Source organism: Proteus sp. NMG38-2 (assembly GCF_020640995.1).
Classification (GTDB): domain Bacteria; phylum Pseudomonadota; class Gammaproteobacteria; order Enterobacterales; family Enterobacteriaceae; genus Proteus.
Window position 1 is genome coordinate 2992930 of sequence record NZ_CP085481.1, and the last position, 19861, is coordinate 3012790.

General features: G+C 38.1%; 18 protein-coding genes. 3 read left to right on the plus strand and 15 right to left on the minus strand.

The annotated features are described in order from the left end of the window. Window positions 1-158: 158 nt before the first annotated feature. The 6 genes from qatD to LG402_RS14355 form a co-directional block, all read right to left on the minus strand. Window positions 159-917 (minus strand): Qat anti-phage system TatD family nuclease QatD, encoded by a 759-nt coding sequence (gene qatD / locus LG402_RS14330; RefSeq protein WP_008916300.1) that lies wholly within the window; start codon window positions 915-917, stop codon window positions 159-161. Continuing rightward, the gene (gene qatC / locus LG402_RS14335) at window positions 914-2179 is read right to left on the minus strand and encodes a Qat anti-phage system QueC-like protein QatC (RefSeq protein ID WP_008916301.1); all 1266 of its coding nucleotides are present in this window, start codon (window positions 2177-2179) and stop codon (window positions 914-916) included. Before qatC ends, qatD begins: the two co-directional genes overlap by 4 nt. Next, window positions 2176-2985, minus strand: a complete 810-nt coding sequence (locus LG402_RS14340) for a hypothetical protein (protein ID WP_008916302.1) — start codon at window positions 2983-2985, stop codon at window positions 2176-2178. Before LG402_RS14340 ends, qatC begins: the two co-directional genes overlap by 4 nt. Window positions 2986-3131: 146 nt before the next feature. Next, on the minus strand, window positions 3132-4862 hold the full coding sequence (locus LG402_RS14345; RefSeq protein ID WP_227335802.1) for a P-loop NTPase fold protein: 1731 nt from the start codon (window positions 4860-4862) through the stop codon (window positions 3132-3134). A gap of 62 nt (window positions 4863-4924) precedes the next feature. Then, a complete protein-coding gene (locus LG402_RS14350) occupies window positions 4925-6700 on the minus strand; it encodes a UvrD-helicase domain-containing protein (protein ID WP_227335803.1) in 1776 nt (591 codons plus the stop codon). After that, the gene (locus LG402_RS14355) at window positions 6697-8511 is read right to left on the minus strand and encodes an ATP-dependent nuclease (RefSeq protein WP_227335804.1); all 1815 of its coding nucleotides are present in this window, start codon (window positions 8509-8511) and stop codon (window positions 6697-6699) included. Before LG402_RS14355 ends, LG402_RS14350 begins: the two co-directional genes overlap by 4 nt. Before the next feature lie 413 nt (window positions 8512-8924). Here LG402_RS14355 and LG402_RS14360 point away from each other — a divergent pair, with 413 nt between their 5' ends. Both LG402_RS14360 and LG402_RS14365 read left to right on the plus strand, forming a co-directional pair. Beyond that, entirely contained in the window at window positions 8925-9374 is a 450-nt protein-coding gene (locus LG402_RS14360; RefSeq protein ID WP_008916306.1) for a hypothetical protein, read from the plus strand. Window positions 9375-9986: 612 nt separating this feature from the next. Then, on the plus strand, window positions 9987-10361 hold the full coding sequence (locus tag LG402_RS14365) for a hypothetical protein (RefSeq protein ID WP_166540811.1): 375 nt from the start codon (window positions 9987-9989) through the stop codon (window positions 10359-10361). Between the two features lie 80 nt (window positions 10362-10441). Here the strand turns inward: LG402_RS14365 and LG402_RS14370 are convergent, their stop codons facing one another. The 6 genes from LG402_RS14370 to LG402_RS14395 form a co-directional block, all read right to left on the minus strand. Then, the gene (locus LG402_RS14370; RefSeq protein WP_166540812.1) at window positions 10442-10702 is read right to left on the minus strand and encodes a bacteriocin immunity protein; all 261 of its coding nucleotides are present in this window, start codon (window positions 10700-10702) and stop codon (window positions 10442-10444) included. 2 nt (window positions 10703-10704) lie between these two features. Beyond that, a complete protein-coding gene (locus LG402_RS14375) occupies window positions 10705-12480 on the minus strand; it encodes a colicin-like bacteriocin tRNase domain-containing protein (RefSeq protein WP_227335805.1) in 1776 nt (591 codons plus the stop codon). A 149-nt stretch (window positions 12481-12629) separates the two neighbouring features. Next, a complete protein-coding gene (locus LG402_RS14380; RefSeq protein ID WP_227335806.1) occupies window positions 12630-13205 on the minus strand; it encodes a hypothetical protein in 576 nt (191 codons plus the stop codon). A gap of 136 nt (window positions 13206-13341) precedes the next feature. Further along, complete coding sequence (locus LG402_RS14385) at window positions 13342-13644, minus strand: hypothetical protein (protein WP_227335807.1); 303 nt, start codon at window positions 13642-13644, stop codon at window positions 13342-13344. Between the two features lie 323 nt (window positions 13645-13967). Beyond that, window positions 13968-14537 carry a hypothetical protein gene (locus LG402_RS14390; protein ID WP_227335808.1) on the minus strand — a complete coding sequence of 190 codons (570 nt, stop codon included), beginning with the start codon at window positions 14535-14537 and terminating at the stop codon, window positions 13968-13970. Between the two features lie 588 nt (window positions 14538-15125). Continuing rightward, complete coding sequence (locus tag LG402_RS14395) at window positions 15126-16556, minus strand: DNA translocase FtsK (RefSeq protein WP_227335809.1); 1431 nt, start codon at window positions 16554-16556, stop codon at window positions 15126-15128. A gap of 140 nt (window positions 16557-16696) precedes the next feature. Between LG402_RS14395 and LG402_RS14400 the strand changes: the two genes are divergently transcribed. After that, window positions 16697-16849, plus strand: a complete 153-nt coding sequence (locus tag LG402_RS14400; RefSeq protein ID WP_227335810.1) for a hypothetical protein — start codon at window positions 16697-16699, stop codon at window positions 16847-16849. A gap of 186 nt (window positions 16850-17035) precedes the next feature. Here the strand turns inward: LG402_RS14400 and LG402_RS14405 are convergent, their stop codons facing one another. The 3 genes from LG402_RS14405 to LG402_RS14415 all read right to left on the minus strand — a co-directional run bounded on the left by LG402_RS14405 (window position 17036) and on the right by LG402_RS14415 (window position 19839). Further along, window positions 17036-17503: a hypothetical protein gene (locus LG402_RS14405; RefSeq protein ID WP_227335811.1), complete on the minus strand. Its 468-nt coding sequence runs from the start codon at window positions 17501-17503 to the stop codon at window positions 17036-17038. A 644-nt stretch (window positions 17504-18147) separates the two neighbouring features. Next, a complete protein-coding gene (locus LG402_RS14410; protein WP_227335812.1) occupies window positions 18148-18936 on the minus strand; it encodes a MipA/OmpV family protein in 789 nt (262 codons plus the stop codon). Between the two features lie 24 nt (window positions 18937-18960). Beyond that, window positions 18961-19839 (minus strand): HARLDQ motif MBL-fold protein, encoded by an 879-nt coding sequence (locus LG402_RS14415; RefSeq protein ID WP_413685597.1) that lies wholly within the window; start codon window positions 19837-19839, stop codon window positions 18961-18963. Between the last annotated feature and the right edge of the window lie 22 nt (window positions 19840-19861).

Below are 19861 nucleotides of genomic sequence, written 5' to 3' on the forward strand. Positions count from 1 at the left end.
CCTAGTGTTCCCAATACACCTTACCAAACATCGAGGTAGTCTGTGCTGATAGCTCGATTATCATTCCGAACGTAATTGCTTGTCCATATCTACATGATAAAAAATGATCAATGTTTATAGCTCCTTAATTGGAAAAATCACGAAAAATACTGCTTTATTTAAAAATCAAGAACAATTCCATTTTTTCCCATGAGTTCAAGCAACGCTTTTGTATTACTTAGCATTTGTAGCTTTACATCATTTTCAGGCATTGACCATGCCTCGCCCAGCAACCTGACTGTAATATTGAAATCCCATGGCATCACCGTTCGATTTTTGAATTGAGCAAATGGCCCGTCGCTCTCTGGTACAACCCTGTCTTTAGGGAGCTTAGTAGCAAGAGCTTTCCCAGCGGCAGAGTTGAAAGCAGCCGGACCAATACTGAACCAGCATCCCTGTGCTGAAGCATTCCTCAACTCCGTAACACTTCCAGTGAACCAATGTAAAATAGGAATTCCATGAGAGGGGAACGCTTTTAAGGTAGCCAGCACATCAGGAACGGCTTGCCTTGAGTGAATGCTCATTGCTCGTCCCCCAACATCGTGGCACTTCCTGACCACCTCGGAAAACACTCGACGTTGCATCGCGTAACTGGTGAAATATCGTTTTGAACCATCCAATCCAATCTCACCTACAGCATCCACGTTTTGAATCAACTCGAGAAGCATTTCCAATTCCTGGAAACGATCAGCGACAATTTCAGGATGAAGTCCAGGACTGATCATTACAGATTCATGTTTTTCTAAAACATGACCTGTAGCCTGAAAAGCCTTTGGGCTCGTAGTAACTAACCAAGTGAAAACATTACGCTTAATCGTACCAGCATAAACATTTCTAGCCTCGGGATACAAATCAACATGACAGTGAAAATCAATCAAAGCAATTTATCCTGAATGAGTACAGTTTCTAACTCTTTTATACCTTCTTGCAAAACTCTACGGTACATGGGACGCTCGTTAATCGGTGCAAAAACCAACGAGCCACCAAGAAATCTATCAAGCCCTCTCTTCCTTACATCAAGGATGGCAAGTGCTACAGCCATAGGATCATCTGGCGCACTAGACTTGTCACTACCAACAACAGATTCAAAGCGGTAAGACGTAGTATCCCCCTCAGGTTTCCATGCAATGAATGCAGCCCGACGGATCAAGCAAGGAACACAACGTCCACAGTGCTGACGATTATAGGTTCGAAAACGGCCACAACTCGTAGAATCAGCAGCCCATTTTTGCAAAAGATCTTGGTCAAGACATTGCCGCATCATTTCGCCCTTAGTTTTGAAACGGTACGGCAACTCAAGCTGCACATGGATGCCCAAATTATCCAGAACTTTTTGCAACATATCGATAAACATAGGATGAGTTGTACGAGTACTCAAACTGGATATGCGCCCTGGGACCAAAGGAGGATTTATGGAGATCACTCCATTTTCGGGAATAAATATTGTTGGTTTTGGTAAGTTTATTTTCGTTGAGGCAAGTAATGCAAATGCATAAAAAGCTAATGAGCGACCACGTGTCGAAGGCTCGCGCGATCCTTTGAAACTGATGCCATGACTCCATTGATAATGTGAACCATTTCCCATCAGCATGGATGCGTATGCCCTTTGTCGCTCAGAATCTTTATGTGCGAGTTGAGAAACAAATAGTGGTTTTCGCCCCTTAGCCACCAAATCAATTCCACCTATTAGACTATCCAGCCCTCCGGATAATAAAGATACGCAATCATTAGTGAGAAAAGCGCCATCTCCTTGAGGAGGTTCCATGCCTGCATTATTGAAATTTAATAACCAATAATCACCAGTTAAAACTTTTAGCATATCTTCAAGATCGGATTTTAGCGGTAGCCACTTATCTGGATTGCACAATCCAACCGTAAGCTGAATATTCCGGGTCCAGCCATCTGCACTTGTTCTTCTAGGGCTTGATAGGTCCGCGCTACATACCGCGAGGCAAAACTGCACAAAATCCCAAATCTCTATTGAAGGTCGAAATCCACCCCGTTTTAATGCACCATGCCATCGATTCGCAATTGTACCAATACCTGCACGCTTAGCGCCTTTAAAATAGGAGAATACTCGCTCATCAGAAGGAACCTGCGCTGGAATCAGTTCTGCTTTAGCACACATAACTTTAATCATTCTGAAAATACCTCTAGGGCAGACAAGAGAATAGACTGAGCCAAGCTTTTCGGTTCTGTATTTTTTGTAGTTTGTTTTTCCAATACCACTCTAACCTCAGCACCGACCCACTCGCGAATATCAGAACGCCGTTCCTGAATTAATAAAGGATCATATTTTAATTTTTCGTAAGTCTGTCCAAGCTGGAGATCTATTCGATTACAAATCTCATTCGCAATGGTCAACCCCATAACTTCAGCTATTTGCGCATCCGTGAGATTAAATATGTCCACGTCAGGATAAAGTTCATAAAGTTGCGCCATAGCCTCCGCGCCAGCATTACGGAGCGATTCGTCATCAACGCTTCCTGTCCCAGGAATAACCTCTTTCAAAATTTCAAGAGTAAGATCTGTTGCCGAAAGATTCTCTTGACGAACATGAGTAAGCCAATCAATCACTCGCTGGTCGTTTCCATCCCTAGCAGACGTCAGGAACTCACCAAGACTACCGACACCACTGGCAACACCTCGCATAGTAGCAGCAGCTCGTCGCGCGCCCCCCATTCCTTTGGAGACCATGCTTTTTGTCGCACCACGTAAATTATCGTGGCTGCCATTTTGCAGATATCCCCCAAGTAGCGAACGAGCAGGTCCAAACCGTCGTTCTGGTGCTATTGCACCATCAGAAATTACATTTCCACCGTTCTCCTCCGATGGTGAATCAGGCGAATCTCCTCCACCTGTTGTAGAGTCACTTTCAGGTTTTAACCATTCAGGATCAAACGGTGAACCTGCGCGGCCTCCCCCACTAGAAGTTGATGTTCCCATTAGCGCCTCCTCCCAAGGTTCACAATTGCATTCCTAGTCGTTTTTGGTAATTCGTTAAGATCTTTCCATCTTTCTAAAAGTTGCTGAGCCCATGACTGAGCACCAAGAGTTGGGATTAAACCTGGGCCAATAAGTTTCAGTGGAGCCTATTCCAGCAAGCTGACGGCTTTATTTCCAATTTCCGTGTAAACCTTGCAGCACTCAATCAGCATTACAATTTCTTTGCTACTCTTCCAGGTACGTGAGGCACTATTACTCTGCCAGGCCTTAGTCATCGCCAACTCTGTCTGTGAAGGTCCTATTTTCCTCATAAGTTCAACTAAGGATTCATGGCCATTAGTTGCAACTTTCAGTGCGTCTCTCAATTTTCTAGAGTCAGGAGTCATATTGTCATCACCGAAGTCACGAGTTCCAGAGTCACGACTGAGGTGAAGAAGCGGGCGTAGATCCTCGGTTCCCAAAGCTGGCTGGAGTTGGAGCCATTGCTGAGTAAATGGTGTATTCTTGAAAGGCTCAGGTAAACTATTCTGACCCGCTGCAGCAGCTTCAGCATCCGCCAAAACTTGTACCCTACCGTCATTATCCGAATGAACACGACTAGCAAGTTCCTCAGCAAGGCTTTCGTCGCACCTTTCAAGGAGATGCCATTTTGCCAGTGCGGCTATATCTAACGTTATTCCCTGAGGCGCAGAAAGAGCTTCACGCAAATAAACAGTATTTAAAAATCTTTTCATTAGCCGGGGATTAGCGTTTACTGCTAAAGAACTATGAAGAAGAGCCGCAAGCCCCTGGGCTAAATCCATTAAACTTTTGAGTGCATTTACATGCTCTACCAGTTCATATAAAAACTCTTGATTGATCGTTTCACCTTTCCAACTATTACGCAGCTTCACAGGGATAACGCTAAGAGCATGATTGAATCTTTCCTTACTGAAATGGCCTGCGTTGGTCTCTCTCTCAAGTAGCAAAAGCACCAGATACGCTTTCGCCTCATTCAAACCAAGGCGAGGAACATGGAGTGGAACCTGTATTAATTTATCGAAATAGTTAGTTGCAACATCGCCCGTAATTCCTGCGCCATCAAAGTGGACCTTCACTGCAGCTTTTATAAAATCATTATCTGCAGCAATAACGAAAGCGCTACAGCGAATAAATAGTAATAAACGAATTGATTCAAGTGTTGAAATTGCTGTTTGTGGCAAACATCTGTCTAAATCATCCACAAATATTACTAACGTAATTTTCAACTCTTCGAGAATACTCTCTAAAGTATCCCTGAAGGCCTGAATATGGGCTGGCATCGAGAATGGCTCACTCGGTTTTAGAAGACCGCTGGTACTTAGCTCGATACTATCTGTATCTGATGATTCATTGCTCGATTTGTCATCTGACGTAAACCAACCAGCCAATTTACAAACGGTTTTTCCAAGAGAACCGATAGGAATGCCAGTAGTTAAAGTCAATGCAGTTTCGCCACTTAATTGAGCGACTCGGAGAAGGTTTATCCTTCGCCACAGTTCAGATACTTTGTCGGTGATAGTCTTATTTTCACTTGTAAGCCGAACAATCTCGTCCCCCACAATTTGTAGCAATGCACTTCTGGCGGACTCAAAATCCTGGTATAGCCATGGATTGAAAGTGAGTACGACAAAGGAATGCTTTTCTTGATTTCTCTCTTCCACCAACGACTCTTCAACCGAAGAGCTCTCTAGGCGTGATGCAATCATTTTCACCAGAGAAGATTTGCCTGCTCCCCAGCCACCAGAGACTCCTATAGAAATAGGTTCCCCATTAGCCTGCTTCAGCAGGCTTGCACATGCGTCAGCAACAACACCAAAATTCAAATAATCGACAGTTGTCTCGTTATCATGCCACATAGTGAAAAATCCATTTAAAATTAATTTATATCAATAGAATATGAAAACTATTGGTTTCTGGTTCACAAATCCACTCTTGTGTAGGGCACTTGGCCTGTGGCCAGCAGATCAACGCAACGCCCTGCAAAGGCGTTTGGTATCGCAAGAGCAACAAAATTACGAGCACGGGTGAGGCCAACGTAGAGTACGCGCTTTGCCTCAGCATCTACTCGCGCTTCCCATGACTCAAAGAGTGCTTCAATTCTGTTTTCAGGGGCTCGATTCGCAGGGACTACGACGCACACTGCATCATACTCACGACCTTTAACTTCATGTATGTTGCCACATGAGAAACCGAGAGCAGCGGGCATTCGAAGATGCTTTGACCATTGCGCATTCGGAGGCTGTCGGAAGAAACGACGTATGCTTACCCCAGCAGGGAGTGGCAGATGCAGCTTCTCCAGTTCCGCATGAACAGAGGCTATCCAGGCAAGCCGCTCTTCATCAGAATCTCTGCACATTTTTGGAAGATTAATGAGAAAACTTAGGGCACATCTCCGATGAGCACGTCGGTCCATACCAAGACGTTCGATGGCTCTAATCAGATGCTCATCTGGTTGACGCATACCCATTAAATCCAGTAATAATATTTCGACTGACTGGACTACATTCTCCTTCGTTCTTGGGGTTGCGGCAGGCGACCAGAACTCTGACACTTTACGAGCCAGCGACTCAATTCGCGAGTTTCCGGTTGAATTACTGGAGGTGACGCCAGCGGCCCGCAACGCAACTTTGCCTGAGTGAGCCAAAATAATCGCCTTGGTTGACTCCAGTCCCAGTTCCGTAACCCGTCTAAGGAATGCCTGACCAATAATTTCCGTTGGTCCCCGGCCACCATAGGTAAGAAGTAAAATTGGATAGTCAACATTCGCACTTTCACCAAGCGACCGATCAACCTGACCTTCTCGCCTTAGGGTGGCTGCTAACTGGCAAATTGCGGGACTACTACGAAAATTCCCCGTCAAGCCCTTATGCGACTCAATAGGGTATGTATCCTTAAATGTCTGTATTCCTTGAGGATTACCATTACGAAATTCGTAGATTGCTTGGTCAGGATCACAAACGAACGTAACATTTACCCCATGTGCTCTGAGCCATGTCAGTATTTGCAGATCGAGTGGATTGCAATCTTGCCCTTCATCAACCATAACCTCTTGAAAACGTGATGCCAATGCGCGAGCAAGTGGCTCACTAATTACATTATCTCTAATCAACCGCAATGTTTGAGCACGTGCGTCCCCTGCACTCATATAGCCAACTTGTAACAAAGATCGTCGCCGATTTGCTGCTGCTTGTTGATATCGAATCTGATGTTGACGTACATGATTTTGCAAACCTGCATGTCCGATCCTATCAGGATCAATAATATTGGTTTCTGGATCAAACAAATCTAGGCTTACCGATTCACCTCGAAAGGCAAATTGACCTAATAAACGAATTTCTACACCAAGGGTATCCCAACTATCTAGGATAATCGGCCGAGTTTGGCTCGATACTGCACAACTTGGCAGTATAACGAAATGCCTGACGAAAGCATCAAGTGTTCCCATGAAACTAGGATATTTCAAAAGCGTATCGAGCCCAGCAGCCTGGCATCGTTCGCGGAACTCGTCTACCGCGGAGTTTGTAAATGAAAGTATCGCTATGCCCTGACGAGAAGGCAACTTAGCAGCGATCCTCGCTAGCCGAGCAATGATAGTCCGCGTTTTTCCAGCTCCAGGACAAGCATTAACGAAGGCTCCGCCAATGTGAGAAGCAAATGTCTCTTGCTCTGGGGTTAGATTGTGGATGCCAGTCATATACGTGAAGCTCCACGAATTGCGTCAATGAGATAAGGCGGAACAACAAATGGTTCACCTGCCTCAATGCGCGAAGCTATAGCTTGTGCCAAATCGCCTTTACGAGTTTTTTTCGCCCCAATTAATTTAAGAAATGCATTGGGACGATCTTGTTCTGGAATGCTCTCTATCTGCGCTTCCCAGTCTCTACGTGAATTACGATGCAAACGAAGAAACACGCCTTTAAGGAAACTTTCATTTCCAGCGACAAAAATTTCGTGCTCCAATGTATGCTGATTGGTTAGCACGATCAGACTATCTGGAGCTCCATGCGTTGCAGCCAGATTTTCCAGATCAACTTTCCTATTTCCTAACACGGTTGGGTCCGCATCAGTGATCACTATCAGCCGATCAGCAATACGTGCATCACCATATGGCCGTAGCAGTACCTCTACATATGGACGGAAGTCCACACCTTCGATAGGCACAATTACAGCCCCCTTGAACTTAAGCCACCCATCTAAATCATCTGCTAGCACAAGCTTTTGTGCTAACACGGGCAACAATAGTGCTTCCGCGATCCCTTCCACCAAGATAGCTCTGTTACCAAACAGCAAAGCGGAACGAGTCACGTCAAGATATCGGCTAATTTTATCTAATGTCTTTGGCTTTAGCCCTATTTCGGCAATGGGCACACTAACTGATTCTGAGATGGCTATTCCGTCTTGTTCACGATGCCGCGAACGCATGACCACTAGGTGACGTGGAGAAACCCATGCTGTCAAGTTGGGGGAATGGGTTGTCACAACAATTTGGATGCGACCTTCAGGCTTTCCTGGCTCAATGATACGTGATGCTGATTGGCGCGCTTGATCCAAGAGGAACTCAAGCACAAGTATCTGTAATTGCGGATGCAAATGCGCTTCGGGTTCTTCAACAAGGAAAATCGTGAGGTCTGCCTCTTTGGCCTTAGTCAGCTCTACAACAACAGTGGCCATGTAGAGTAAATTTGAGTACCCCAGACCAGAAGATCGAATATCTTCGGGTATCAAACCTGTATCGGCCATTCGAAATCTCAAATCACGAGCTACATCGAGTAAGGTTTCGCTACCAAAATCAAATGCTGCTATCTGCGGACGTACTCCATTAGTGAGTAGTCCGAGAGCAGCACTGATATCCGTATTGATTGTAGTTAAGATCTCAGGCCGATTATCCGCACGCCTGACACCAGCGAGGAAATCCTGCTCCCGCTCTTTTGGCAAGAAATTACGCAGCAATGCCATCACTCTAGTGCCGCTGCTAGTACCCAGCATCTGATGTGCGTCCCTTAAAGGAGGGAGATAAACGTGTCTGATCAACTCAGAAGAACCAAGCTCTGGTCCATTAGTGTCGAAACGTCCAGCCCATACGGTAGTCTTACCACGGGGAGCATGTTCAGAACGCGATTCATATCGATAGCCGAAGGTAGCCTCGCTCTTGGTAGGGTCGGGAACTGCAGATATCAATAGACCTTTAAGAGTATCGCTTAGACCTTGGAAAGCCCCTTCGATTTGAAAACTTGGGACTGTCGAATAGCGTCGTACATCCTCATCCTCTGGATATCGTTCGCGGCGTCCACTCAACGGTAAAGTAAGCAATCTGATTGCGTCTACGACATTGGATTTTCCACCATTATTTTCACCAACCAATACAGTTAAATCTGGGCAAAAACTAACAGATACATCATTACAAGACCGAAATCGCAAAATGTTTAGTCTGTCTAAATACATAAATATCCTTTTATTTAAAAATATTATATTTTCCAACAAGACCACATTGAGTGTTTTATCCAAATCAAATTACCACTAACAGTAAATAGCTATTTACTCTGTTACGAATATCTATAAATTTAGTTAGCTTACTAGAATATAATATTTCCAAAATTACCGATTAATTACTCCATAATTTTAATAATATCAAAATGTTCCTTAATCCAATGTGCTAAAGGTATCATTTCCCGTTATTTTCAATTAAAAGCTAATTTAGCTCCTGTATAATAGCAGACTATAGATAAATATATTAATTCTGTACTAATCCGATAGGATATACAGCCTATAAATTGGCTTACCTAGTTAGCTGATGCCATTAATAAGCAATAAAATCGATTAAAATTCATACTTTTCCCCCTGCTATACCAGCTAATTTGTTGACATTAAGAAAGTGGCTAGGGAAACTAACAGTTAATATAGTAATAGTAAGTGAAATAATGAAACGACAACTGATACTACTAGTTTTATTAAGCATCTCTATATTCAAGGTTGGAGACATACAGGCTCATACACCAGAACAAGTCGTAATTGCTTTTCAGTACGATTACAAAATCTGGAACGACCAAAGCTTTCAGCAAAGCCAAAGTCGTGAAACTAAAGATACTACTTTACTGGCACAAAAAAGTTGGAATGAACTTTTAAAAAAATACACAAAACCAGGTTTTGAGGGAGAGCCTATTGCTTTTGGATCTGAATCATCTCATGATCCTGAACAAGAAAAAATTATAGCTACAGAAATTACCGAAAATATTGCCACTGTTACGACCAAAGTAACACAGTTATATTATTCCCCGATTTATGAATATCATTTAGTTAAGCAAAACAATAGCTGGTATCTGTCTCAAATCTTTTTAGTTGATGAAGGTGGCAAATATCCTAGTTTGTAATGAATTAGAACTAAATGAGTATCATAATCTACAATCAAACATGTATGCTCATGATACAAGACAACCTACAAAATTTTATTGGTCGTTTCACCAATCAATCGAGTTAGAATAACAATCTATTTTTTAGCCCACATTACAAAAAACAGTAAAATAAACTTTAGGCCCAACAATAGGCCCAAATCAAAAGTTGAATTGGATTTTATTAATTTAAAATCAATGCACTACAAACTTAATTCAGACTCCGCCAGCCCAAATTTGGTGGGTCAGTGATAGGACAACGGTTTCAAAAACAAGAAGTTAGCGAAATCGATAGGACTACACACTGACAACAGTAGGACTATGAAGTGCACGCGAAATGCACGTGCATTTGAAAATAAAACCCTGAGGGTCATTCCTTGGGGTTTTCTATTTGTAACAAAGTGTAATAAATTATTTCTTTCAATCCCTACATTAAAAAGAACTCTAGAACAATATTAATTCATTAATTTTGAAATAATATGCATGTCATCTAACTCCCTTACTCAACATACTGGAAGGCAGCCTCTTTTATTTATATCTCCCTCCGGCTCCTTATTGTAGGATAGATATAACCCACGATAAGGAATATTAAAAATGAGAATGACTGCACGTAAAAAAGAGATAATGGAATTATTTAAACCCGACAATCTTGAATGGGTAACGGGTGAAATTGGCGCACCACCTTTTGATGTTTCAGGTGTAGCTTATATGCTTAAGGGAATGGATTCTTTTAACAAGAAAAGCATTCTTGAATCTACTCGTAGAACATTAGATAGCATGGTTAAAGATGGCTTGTTAGAAAAGGTATCTAGCTATGAGAGGCGACAAAACAAACACCAAGGCTCAAGCAGTTCTCCTGGTGTTCGTTGCGTCGTCACTCGATATGGTTTATGTGGGAAATGTCGTCTTGTGAAATACGAAAATGACGGAGAGGATTTTATTAAAGGTGAGTGTGTTAAGATTGATTAAATAACCAATTCATCTAAGTCACTAATTAAAAAGATAAAAGCCACATTTAAGAGGCTTCTATCAATTAACAAGAGCAATAGTTAACCTTTTTTAAATCCTGGCTTACCATTCTGAGCTCTCCATTTTTTAACTGTGTTCAAAATCCCTGCTGGTGAATCATCTTCACCATCTTTAGGATAATAGATCAAACCGTTACCACGAGGATGCTCTGATAATTTAACAAAATGTCTAACCCATGATTTATGTTCTTCTTCATTAGAAGTTGTTACATTACAGATTCCCTGTAACAATTTCAAAAACTCAGCTTCAGTATAATCACTGATACTATTTTTCAGTTCCATGATTATTGTCCTCTATGAATGTCAATGTGTCGTTTAGGAGTAATAACATGGATATTATCCATATCATAAACTCCACCATCTTCAATAATAGGCTTAACATGATGAAGCTCAAATGTTTCCCTACCTCCAACTTGCTCTTCAGGGATCGGATAAGGTGCATTACCGTTTTTTATCAATGTTTGATTACTTTTACTAAATTGCTTTAACAATTCGGGATCTTTTGACACTTCTTCCCAGAATTGCTTCCGGAAGTCATCGAAGTTATTAAATTTCTTATCCCGCAGTTTATCCGCAATCCGGTCAGGGATTGGCACACCGGATTCTTTGCTTGCATCATGAAGCCATTTATCACCTACTTTTTGCCCTTTACCCGTAGCCTTTCCTGGTTGATTGCGTTTATTTTCTTTTTTAACCTTATCTTCAGCAGCTTTTTTCTTTTCTTCTGCTTTTTTGCGCTTTTCCACCGCAATTAACAGTAATTTTTCAGCTTCAGCTACCTGATTTTGAATATTAATAAGTTTATTACGAACAAACTCAACATCACTATGCAGAGCTGATACTCTTTGATTAAATTTATTTGCCTGATCTGTATCAGTAATTACTCCAAACCAATTATTTACCACCATGATATAAGCAGATAACGCTTCAACTCCCTGCTCACTTAATATCATTGTTAATTCATCGGGTGTTTCTATATAGGCTTTTTGATAATAATAAGGTGATTTTACTGGATCTAATAACGTTTGATATTCTTTAGTTTGCTTCGCTGAATATATAATTTTTTGATATTTTTCAACTAATTGCTTTTCTTTCTCCAGTTGATTATTTGCTTGTTCTAACTCGTATTTAGCAACTTCAAGTGGATACAAAGAACTCCATTCAGCTAGAGTGGTCTCAATTACATTCTTATTTTCTTTGGGATTTTGCGAAATAGACACATAAACAGGATCATGAGAATCATCAAAATAGACTACAGCATGGTGTGTTTCCACTCCTTTAATTGCTGAAGCAATAGGCAATACATAATCGACTTTCGGTTTTGTATTTTCTTTTGTATTTTTTGTATTATCAGATTTAGTCTGATTAACTTGAATTTGTACCGGTTTCATTCCCGGTATAATTTGTGCTGTATAAACATCACGTTGTTTAGTTTTTTGAGCTTGAACAACAGAAACCATAGTTGAAATTGTCTGTTGTGTAATAGCTACTTCCCGTTTCTTAGTATCTAAGCTAACAACAGGCTCTGCCAGCACGCTAACAGGAACAACTTTGCTCTTTGAAATCTGATTGGCAGGAAGAGTGGTAACAGCGCTACTCGGCAAACTAACAATTTGATAGGGATTTGTCTTATCAAGAAAATTAGCGCCTCGATATTGATCTAACAAAGCCTGCTCTCTAGCTTCTGACATAATTGTTTGGCTAGGATATAAAGCTCCGACTAAAACACCAGCGGTCAACCCACCAGCATAAGGCAATGCTTTACTTAAAACATTAACTCCCTGAACCAAGGCAGCATCGATGGCTCCCCAATTAATTGTGAAACCCAAAACTCCATTAATTGGATATGCTGTCATTGGAATGGCGGCATAAGACATCACAGCCATTGCTTCAGGTGTTTCTTTTAGATCAATGTCAGACCATGACGAGTGATTCCCACCGCTATCTCTATCACCATCTTCATTATCAATGCGCTCTTGTTCTTCATCCCAATCATTACCACCGCCACCAACTTCAATTGGTTCAATTACGATCGGATCACGATCACTCCATTCACTCATATAAATTCCTTTTTATATTTAATAGCACACAACCACTGTATTCAAACACAGTATAATCAATAGTAATCGTAATACAATTGTCTTATTTCGGCTATATTCGGAATGGTTATCATTAGCATTTAACTCTTCCTTGAATTAAATATATTTGATTATTTACCAACTTCTGGTGCGCTATTGGTGTCCTGATTTTCTTCCTCTTCTTTTTGCGCTTCTTCCATCTCACGCATTCTCACGTTATAGATTGATTGCTCTGGCATCTGTACGCGAACGGAAATAAAACGACCATCAGGGATATCAATTGGGTCGCCATCGCTATAACCATCGATATCATTACGAGCAAACTCAGGCGCGTTAGGATGAGTGCGGTGATACGTTTTAACAAGAATAGAGCCGTCTTTGTTAACTTTGGAGTCTACCCAAATAAGGGGTTGTTTATTTACATCGAGTGGAATTTCAATACCGCCATCAACACCGCCCCAGCCAGCGTCTGAGTTAAAACCCAGCACACCTTCAATGAGATATTCACCCTGAGCTACTCGAGTAACCGTAGCGCCCTCGGATTCGTCGTTAGTTGTGAATGAGCCATTAGGATTGATGTCGATAATTGGAGAGGTTTTTTTGATGAAGCCGTTGCTATCTATGGTTGTATTTCTTGTTCCCCATAGAACATTACGGCGTTGATTCCCAGTATTTAAACACTCAGCAATTACAGCGCCATCTCCCATAATAAAAAGTTTAAATGATATGCTATTGTCATATTTAATTGAAAGACCAGAGCCATACCCACCGAAATAATTACTACCAACAGCGGCCTCCTGAGAAAAGAAATTAGTTCCTTTCGAGTTATCTTTTACATCATTATCAGTAAAATAAGGCGCATTCGCACCTATCCCATAATCCCCCCCCTATTCCTCGGACGCTGTTAGTATTCTTTCCGCAGCACCAATATTTCTCTTTATACAAAATAACCTTAGCTTGTAGCTTTGCATTATTTTGTGGGTACCAAGCTAACTTTTTATTTAAAACACCAGTAATGAACTGATCTACTGAAACCGAAAATTGAGGCAGATAGTAATTATTATTTTCGTCTTGCAGCATACCGAACATTGGTAAATCGTTGGATATACAAATATCACGAAAATAAAATTCTTTACCTTTTCTCAATTTGTGTAACCAAAGAACTCTATTAATGCCTGACGCTATGTACTTAGCCTGTCGTTCTTTGAATACTGCCACGCAGTTGATTAGCGATATCCCAAAGGGTTTCTTCAAAGCCTTTCGTCGGTTTTTTCGCGGGTGATTTAGCCATGTAGATAGATTCTCTTTTCTTATCAGTTATTATCGGCAAGCGCAGAGTTAGTGTCAGTTATTTTTACGCTAACTGCCGATAATGTATACAAAATAAGTTTAGGTAAGATTATCGTATAAAAATCAGGTGGGTTTGAGCGGCTAAAGCTAACATTATATCAACCTATATAGCCCAATACTTATTGCTTAAAGTTAGGAGGAGAAAACTGATAATCAACAATGTATGCACCAATAGGTCCTGTTTTTGTTGTAACCCACACTGTTCCCGTATTTTCCTTTGTTTGCGATTTTGGATCGCTAATGCACCATAAACCCCATTCTCCTGTATAGATTTCTTTTATCCGTATACCATATTCACATTGAGGGGATTTAAGGCGCGGAGGCCCTGGCGATACGATGTCATATTCTGTTTGGTATTGAATTGTTTGGTCTAATGATAAATAAACAAGCACATTGAAAGTTGGAATAATAAACATAAGTCCAAGAAAGGCGCCCCAATAATAATCAATGATTACATACTTTGATGGGCGAAAGAAGGGCTGCCATATTCCTCCAATAATCCCTGTAAAAATGGCAAAAACAATAATAATCGTCCATTTAGGAAACCATTCAAATAATACAATGTTATCGCCTAAATAAAACGACAAAAATAGATAAGCTAACCAAGAGCCGTAAAGGATAATAAAAATGTAAGTAGGTAATGATTTTTTCTTACTACCTTTACTGTATGATTTGAATTGATATTCCATAGAAACCTTAATTATTTCCCTAAATTAATTATTTATAGTTCAGATTGGCTACCTATTTACTAACCATAACCTTCCGTGAAAATAATGAGAACCATTATTTTAAACTCTAAAGTGACATCAATTTGCTGATTGATTACATAAATAATACTGGTAAGTATGATTTTTCAATGTCAAATAAAGTAAAAAGTGTGTGACTGAACGCTAAAAACTATAATAAATCAGATGAAGAAACTCTACATCTACTTGTTCGGGAACTACAGTATTTTGGTAGTAGAACATTAGCGAATACGATCCGTCGTAACGGTATTAAATACGCCGAAATTGTAGACGATGTGGCCAAACAGCTTAAGATTAAATGTCCAAAATCCACCACAGTTGAAGAAAAAGAAGTACTGATTATTGACTGAATAGCCACTATCTCATTAGTCCACAACCCAACTAACAGTAAGTATTACTTCAATCAGAATTCATTAACATATGAACTAAACCGAACTGCATTAATGGATAGATTTGGTGGCGATTTAAATCGCCACTGGAACATGGTTATATATTTATATCTACGCTACAAATCGTTAATAACCCCTAAAATTATATTAAAACAGTTCGAGTTCCATTATGATCAGGAATACTTACTAATCCTTGCATTTCTAGCTGCTCTACAATCATTGCACTTCTGTTATATCCAATTCTAAATTTTCTTTGAATACCTGATATAGAAACTCTATTTGTTTCTGCGATAAACTCAACAACTTCATAAAATAAAATATCTAACTCATCAAAATCGCTATTTTTTAATAAATAATCAGTTTTAGAGCTTAAATTAATATATTCAGCCCTTTCCCATTTTAAAGTATGACCTATTGCTTGCCATATATCTTCATCAGTAACAAATGCACCTTGAATACGCTCTAACCTTTCAAGATAAGGTGATAAATAAAGCATATCGCCATTTCCAAATAATTCTTCTGCACCATTTTGATTTAAAATAGAACGTGATTCCTTTTTAGAAGGCATAGTAAGAGAGATACGAGTCGGTATATTAACTTTCAGTTGATTATCTATGCTCGATGATAATAGATTTCTTGTAGATAAAATAAGGTGTATTCCAACTATATTTGCTGATTGACTTAAGGTAATTAACTTACGACCAATTTCATTATTATAAGATATAAATTGAATATAATCGTCCATAACAACCATTATAGGAGTCATAACTTTCAGAAAAGGCATTGAAACATCATTAATATTAGCGGGCTTCCAAAAAGGATCTGGAATTGATCTATTGAATTTTTCTGCTTGGATAATTTTTTCATTATAATTATCAATACTTTTAACACCTAAAGCACTAAACAATTTATAGCGTTTATTCATTTCAGCTATAATCCAATCTAATGCTCTGATAACTTCAGACATATCATCAACTATTGGAAACATTAAATGAGGAAGATTAAAGTAAGGAGTCAGTTCTATTCCACTTGTATCAAATATAATCAGTCTAATCTCTTTAGGAGATAGACGATATATTATACTCATAATAATAGAATGAATTAATGTTGATTTTCCTGAACCAATAGAACCTGAAATTAATAAATGTGGGCATGGGATCAAATCAATACCGATAGGCTCCCCTATAATATTTTCACCCAACATAATCGATAATGGAGAAATATTTTTCTGTTTTAACCATTGATTAAAACATGATGAAAAAGGAATTAATCGACGATATTTATTCGTTATCAGTAATCCGATATAGGGTGTTCCTGGTAAAAAATCAATTACTTTAATATTAATAACATTAAGGGCTCGACATAACTCAGTTATCAATGATTTAACATGCATTCCTCGTATTTTAGCATCAACTTTTAATCTAAAAAGAGTAAATGATGACCCCATGAAATAATCAACCACTGACACATTTACTTTATAAATAAGTAGGCATGATTCGATAGAATGAGACATCTCATCTAATTCCTGACGTGTCCAGCAAGATCCTATTTCTTGTTTTATTAATTGATACATTGCATTATCCAAAAGTATAAATACCATGTAAAACATAAAGTTAAATAAATTAAAAACAACTATTTTTAATCTTATAAAAAGTCTACCATTTATTAACAACAAATGCTTACTTACATTTAAAATAAAAAGTAACTGTTATTATGAAAGAACAAATAAATCATATTGATTATCAATTTACATCAATAACTTCCGATTATGAAGAGAGAAATTTATTTGAAATTCAAGGTGATATTTATAACTATAAAGAATTTGATGAAGACACTATTATCGGGAAATTAATATTATATTCTTAATCCAGAGGAATTAGGCATTTATGCTGGTGATTTATTAGATCTATATAACAATAAATCTGTGTTTATTGGCAATTTTCACAATAAAAATAGTCACACATTAAAAATAAAGAGATTATTGAAGATGGAATTAGACACTTTGGCAAGAATATAAGTCTCCTTAAAGTATCATTACATGTAAAACCATAATTAAGAATTGAATGGTGTGAACTGATAATCAACAATATATGAACCAATAGGACCAGTCATTGTTGTGACCCATAGTGTTCCTGTATTTTTCTGAGTTTTCGATTTTGGATCACTAATACAAAATAATGCCCCTCGTTCAGTATAGATTTCTTTTATCCATATACCGTGTTCACATCGACCAAATCTGTTGGTTCTAGGGCCTGGCGATGTAATTTTATATTCTGTCTGATAGCGAATTGTATTCGCTGATAATAAATACGTCAGCACATCAAATGCAGGTACTATTAATACAAAACCAGCAAACCCAGTCGAGAGGAAATTTTTAAATGCATGTTTTATTGGGCGACGAAAAATACTCCAAATCCCCCCAATCATTCCTAAAAAAACAGCAAAAGTAATAGAAATAGTCCATTTGGGAAACCATTCAAACATCACGACTCTACGGTGTAAACTTATTGACCAACCCATGTAAGCTATCCAGAGAACAAAAGGAATAAAGATAAGGTAAATAGGCAGTGATTTTTTCTTGCTATTCTTACTATATGATTTGAATTGATAGTCCATATAAACCTTATACCAGTTAAAAAATTTTTCGCAGAACATTTATCTATTAGTTTTATATTAAAACTAATTTAGTGCTTAAAAAGCCGTATGCTATACATACTTACTTTCTAATAAATATTAGTTTATAACAATCAATCCTTTATTTCAGTCTATATTTTTTCTCTCGATATTGTATATAGTTTTCATGTTATAAATTATTTTTAATAAAATATTATTAAAGATGATTAAACAACATTAAAGCAATACTATTTATAAATAGAAAAAAGATGCTGTAAATTAGCATCTTTTATTATTAAAAACATTTACTTAATAAGTATGTGAATAGTTTTTATATCTATACCCTTGAGATTTCATACACTCAGCTATTAGTTCTGGCTTTTCATTTATATTTACTTTAGCGATACCAATATCATATTTACACTTCGCCAATATATCTTGAGAGTTTTCATAGCTTACTCCTTCTTTATACCAACCTGGGCCAACAACACACCCACTCAATATAAATATGGATATAAATAAAAAACATTTAGTATTTATTTTCATGATCTTTAAAAAATATATGATAGGCCAATTATATTTACTAATCCGTATTTCTGTTTTGTGATCGGGCTGTCTGCCATATCACCAAACAAGTAATAACCACCCGATTTTAAATTAACAAAAAAACCTTCACTTATTTTATAATTTATTCCAATTAAAATACCGGCATCTTTAATTCCAGAATTTGGTGTATAAATAGAATAATCAGTATTAAGTGCCTGTTTTTCTGTGACACCAAAATAAGCCTGACTATAGTTTTTGTTTACATATCTTGTGGATATATTCGAATCAATAGACCAATTTTTATTTATATCGAAATGTGAATTAATACCAAACTCGAACCGAGTGGCATTATCAATATTTTTACCACCATAATCTCTATGACCAATAGCAGTCAGCGAATTTATATAAAAAGAATGGCCAATAATATTATAACTTAGTTCAACACCTGCACCAGCGGCTCCTTTTAGATCTCCCATTCCTTTTAAATCTTTATTTTTACTACCAGAAAAGCCTATTTCTTCTTTACGACCCTGCATATACGTTCCAAGCAGAGCAATATGAATATTATCAAAAATATTAAATTGCCATTTTGCTCCACTGGTGCCCAGACTAAATAAACCAAAACTATTTGTTTCTGTTGTATATTGCAGCATAGCATCTGGAATTAAAATATACTTATCCGATCCTTCGTATGGCGAAGACATGCCAATGCCTGCGCCTATTTTTAATTCATCTGCATAAGAATTTGAGCAAACAAAAGCACCAAAAATGGGGAGTAAATATTTTAATGACATATATATTCCATTCTTTATTAAAAGTTATTTGTTTAATTGGTTTATTAAGGATGTTCTTGATTTTTCAACATATTGTTTAAGGCCATTAGCATCATAAAATGCCTTTTCATTTCCATTATTTAAATCTTTAATTTTATCTAATAAATTGAATCGATCTCCTTTACTCGCAATAAATATATCCACCTTTTGATTATTTAATACTTGATAACTGTAATGAAGATCATTAACTATCTCTGGATAATTAAGGTTATTAACCAAATAATATCCTGGTGTCGCTAAACTATCCGCATAAATAAGTATGTCATTGTTATTTAACTTTACTTTCCATGACGTACTACCAGGTAAATGCCCTGGCGTTAGTAAAGCTGTAAACATCACACCAGAAAGCTCAAATGATTCATTATCGTTTAATATAAGATCTACTTTCACTGGCGGAAACAATAATGCATCACCTAAAGCAAAATCATTCGCTCCACCTAACGCTAGTTGTTCTGCATTTATTTTATTTGAGATAACCTGTGCACCACTTATTTCTTTTAATTTTGTTATTCCACCAGCTTGATCTAATCTCGCATGGCTATTCAGAATATATTTAACATCCTTAATATTAAATCCTAATTTTTCAATATTACTTTGGATTAGTTCTGCACTTTCATTTAAGCCTGCATCAATAAGAACATGGCCTTTATCTGTAGTGATCAGTATAGAAGTTAAATTCTCTGTTCCTACATACCAAACTTGAGGTGCTATTTTAAAAGACGTTATAGGTTTGGCCCATTGTGTAAATACACTTTTCGGCGGTACTGTTGATAACGGTTGTTCTGGGTGCAATGATGCATAAACCGTAGTTGGCATAGCCAATCCTTGCATACAAAGCAATGCAATTAATGTTAACTTTTTCATATATACCATTATTTGTTTGTCG

What these genes read in the sequence shown, in the direction of transcription:
- LG402_RS14375 (WP_227335805.1), bottom strand. Translation starts at nt 12,480, where the DNA reads ATGAGTGAATGGAGTGATCGTGATCCGATCGTAATTGAACCAATTGAA.
- qatC (WP_008916301.1), bottom strand. Translation starts at nt 2,179, where the DNA reads ATGATTAAAGTTATGTGTGCTAAAGCAGAACTGATTCCAGCGCAGGTT.
- LG402_RS14340 (WP_008916302.1), bottom strand. Translation starts at nt 2,985, where the DNA reads ATGGGAACATCAACTTCTAGTGGGGGAGGCCGCGCAGGTTCACCGTTT.
- LG402_RS14345 (WP_227335802.1), bottom strand. Translation starts at nt 4,862, where the DNA reads ATGTGGCATGATAACGAGACAACTGTCGATTATTTGAATTTTGGTGTT.
- LG402_RS14360 (WP_008916306.1), top strand. Translation starts at nt 8,925, where the DNA reads ATGAAACGACAACTGATACTACTAGTTTTATTAAGCATCTCTATATTC.
- LG402_RS14350 (WP_227335803.1), bottom strand. Translation starts at nt 6,700, where the DNA reads ATGACTGGCATCCACAATCTAACCCCAGAGCAAGAGACATTTGCTTCT.
- LG402_RS14370 (WP_166540812.1), bottom strand. Translation starts at nt 10,702, where the DNA reads ATGGAACTGAAAAATAGTATCAGTGATTATACTGAAGCTGAGTTTTTG.
- LG402_RS14405 (WP_227335811.1), bottom strand. Translation starts at nt 17,503, where the DNA reads ATGGGTTGGTCAATAAGTTTACACCGTAGAGTCGTGATGTTTGAATGG.
- LG402_RS14400 (WP_227335810.1), top strand. Translation starts at nt 16,697, where the DNA reads ATGAAAGAACAAATAAATCATATTGATTATCAATTTACATCAATAACT.
- LG402_RS14365 (WP_166540811.1), top strand. Translation starts at nt 9,987, where the DNA reads ATGAGAATGACTGCACGTAAAAAAGAGATAATGGAATTATTTAAACCC.
- LG402_RS14410 (WP_227335812.1), bottom strand. Translation starts at nt 18,936, where the DNA reads ATGTCATTAAAATATTTACTCCCCATTTTTGGTGCTTTTGTTTGCTCA.
- LG402_RS14415 (WP_413685597.1), bottom strand. Translation starts at nt 19,839, where the DNA reads ATGAAAAAGTTAACATTAATTGCATTGCTTTGTATGCAAGGATTGGCT.
- LG402_RS14380 (WP_227335806.1), bottom strand. Translation starts at nt 13,205, where the DNA reads ATGGGAGATGGCGCTGTAATTGCTGAGTGTTTAAATACTGGGAATCAA.
- LG402_RS14390 (WP_227335808.1), bottom strand. Translation starts at nt 14,537, where the DNA reads ATGGAATATCAATTCAAATCATACAGTAAAGGTAGTAAGAAAAAATCA.
- LG402_RS14395 (WP_227335809.1), bottom strand. Translation starts at nt 16,556, where the DNA reads ATGTATCAATTAATAAAACAAGAAATAGGATCTTGCTGGACACGTCAG.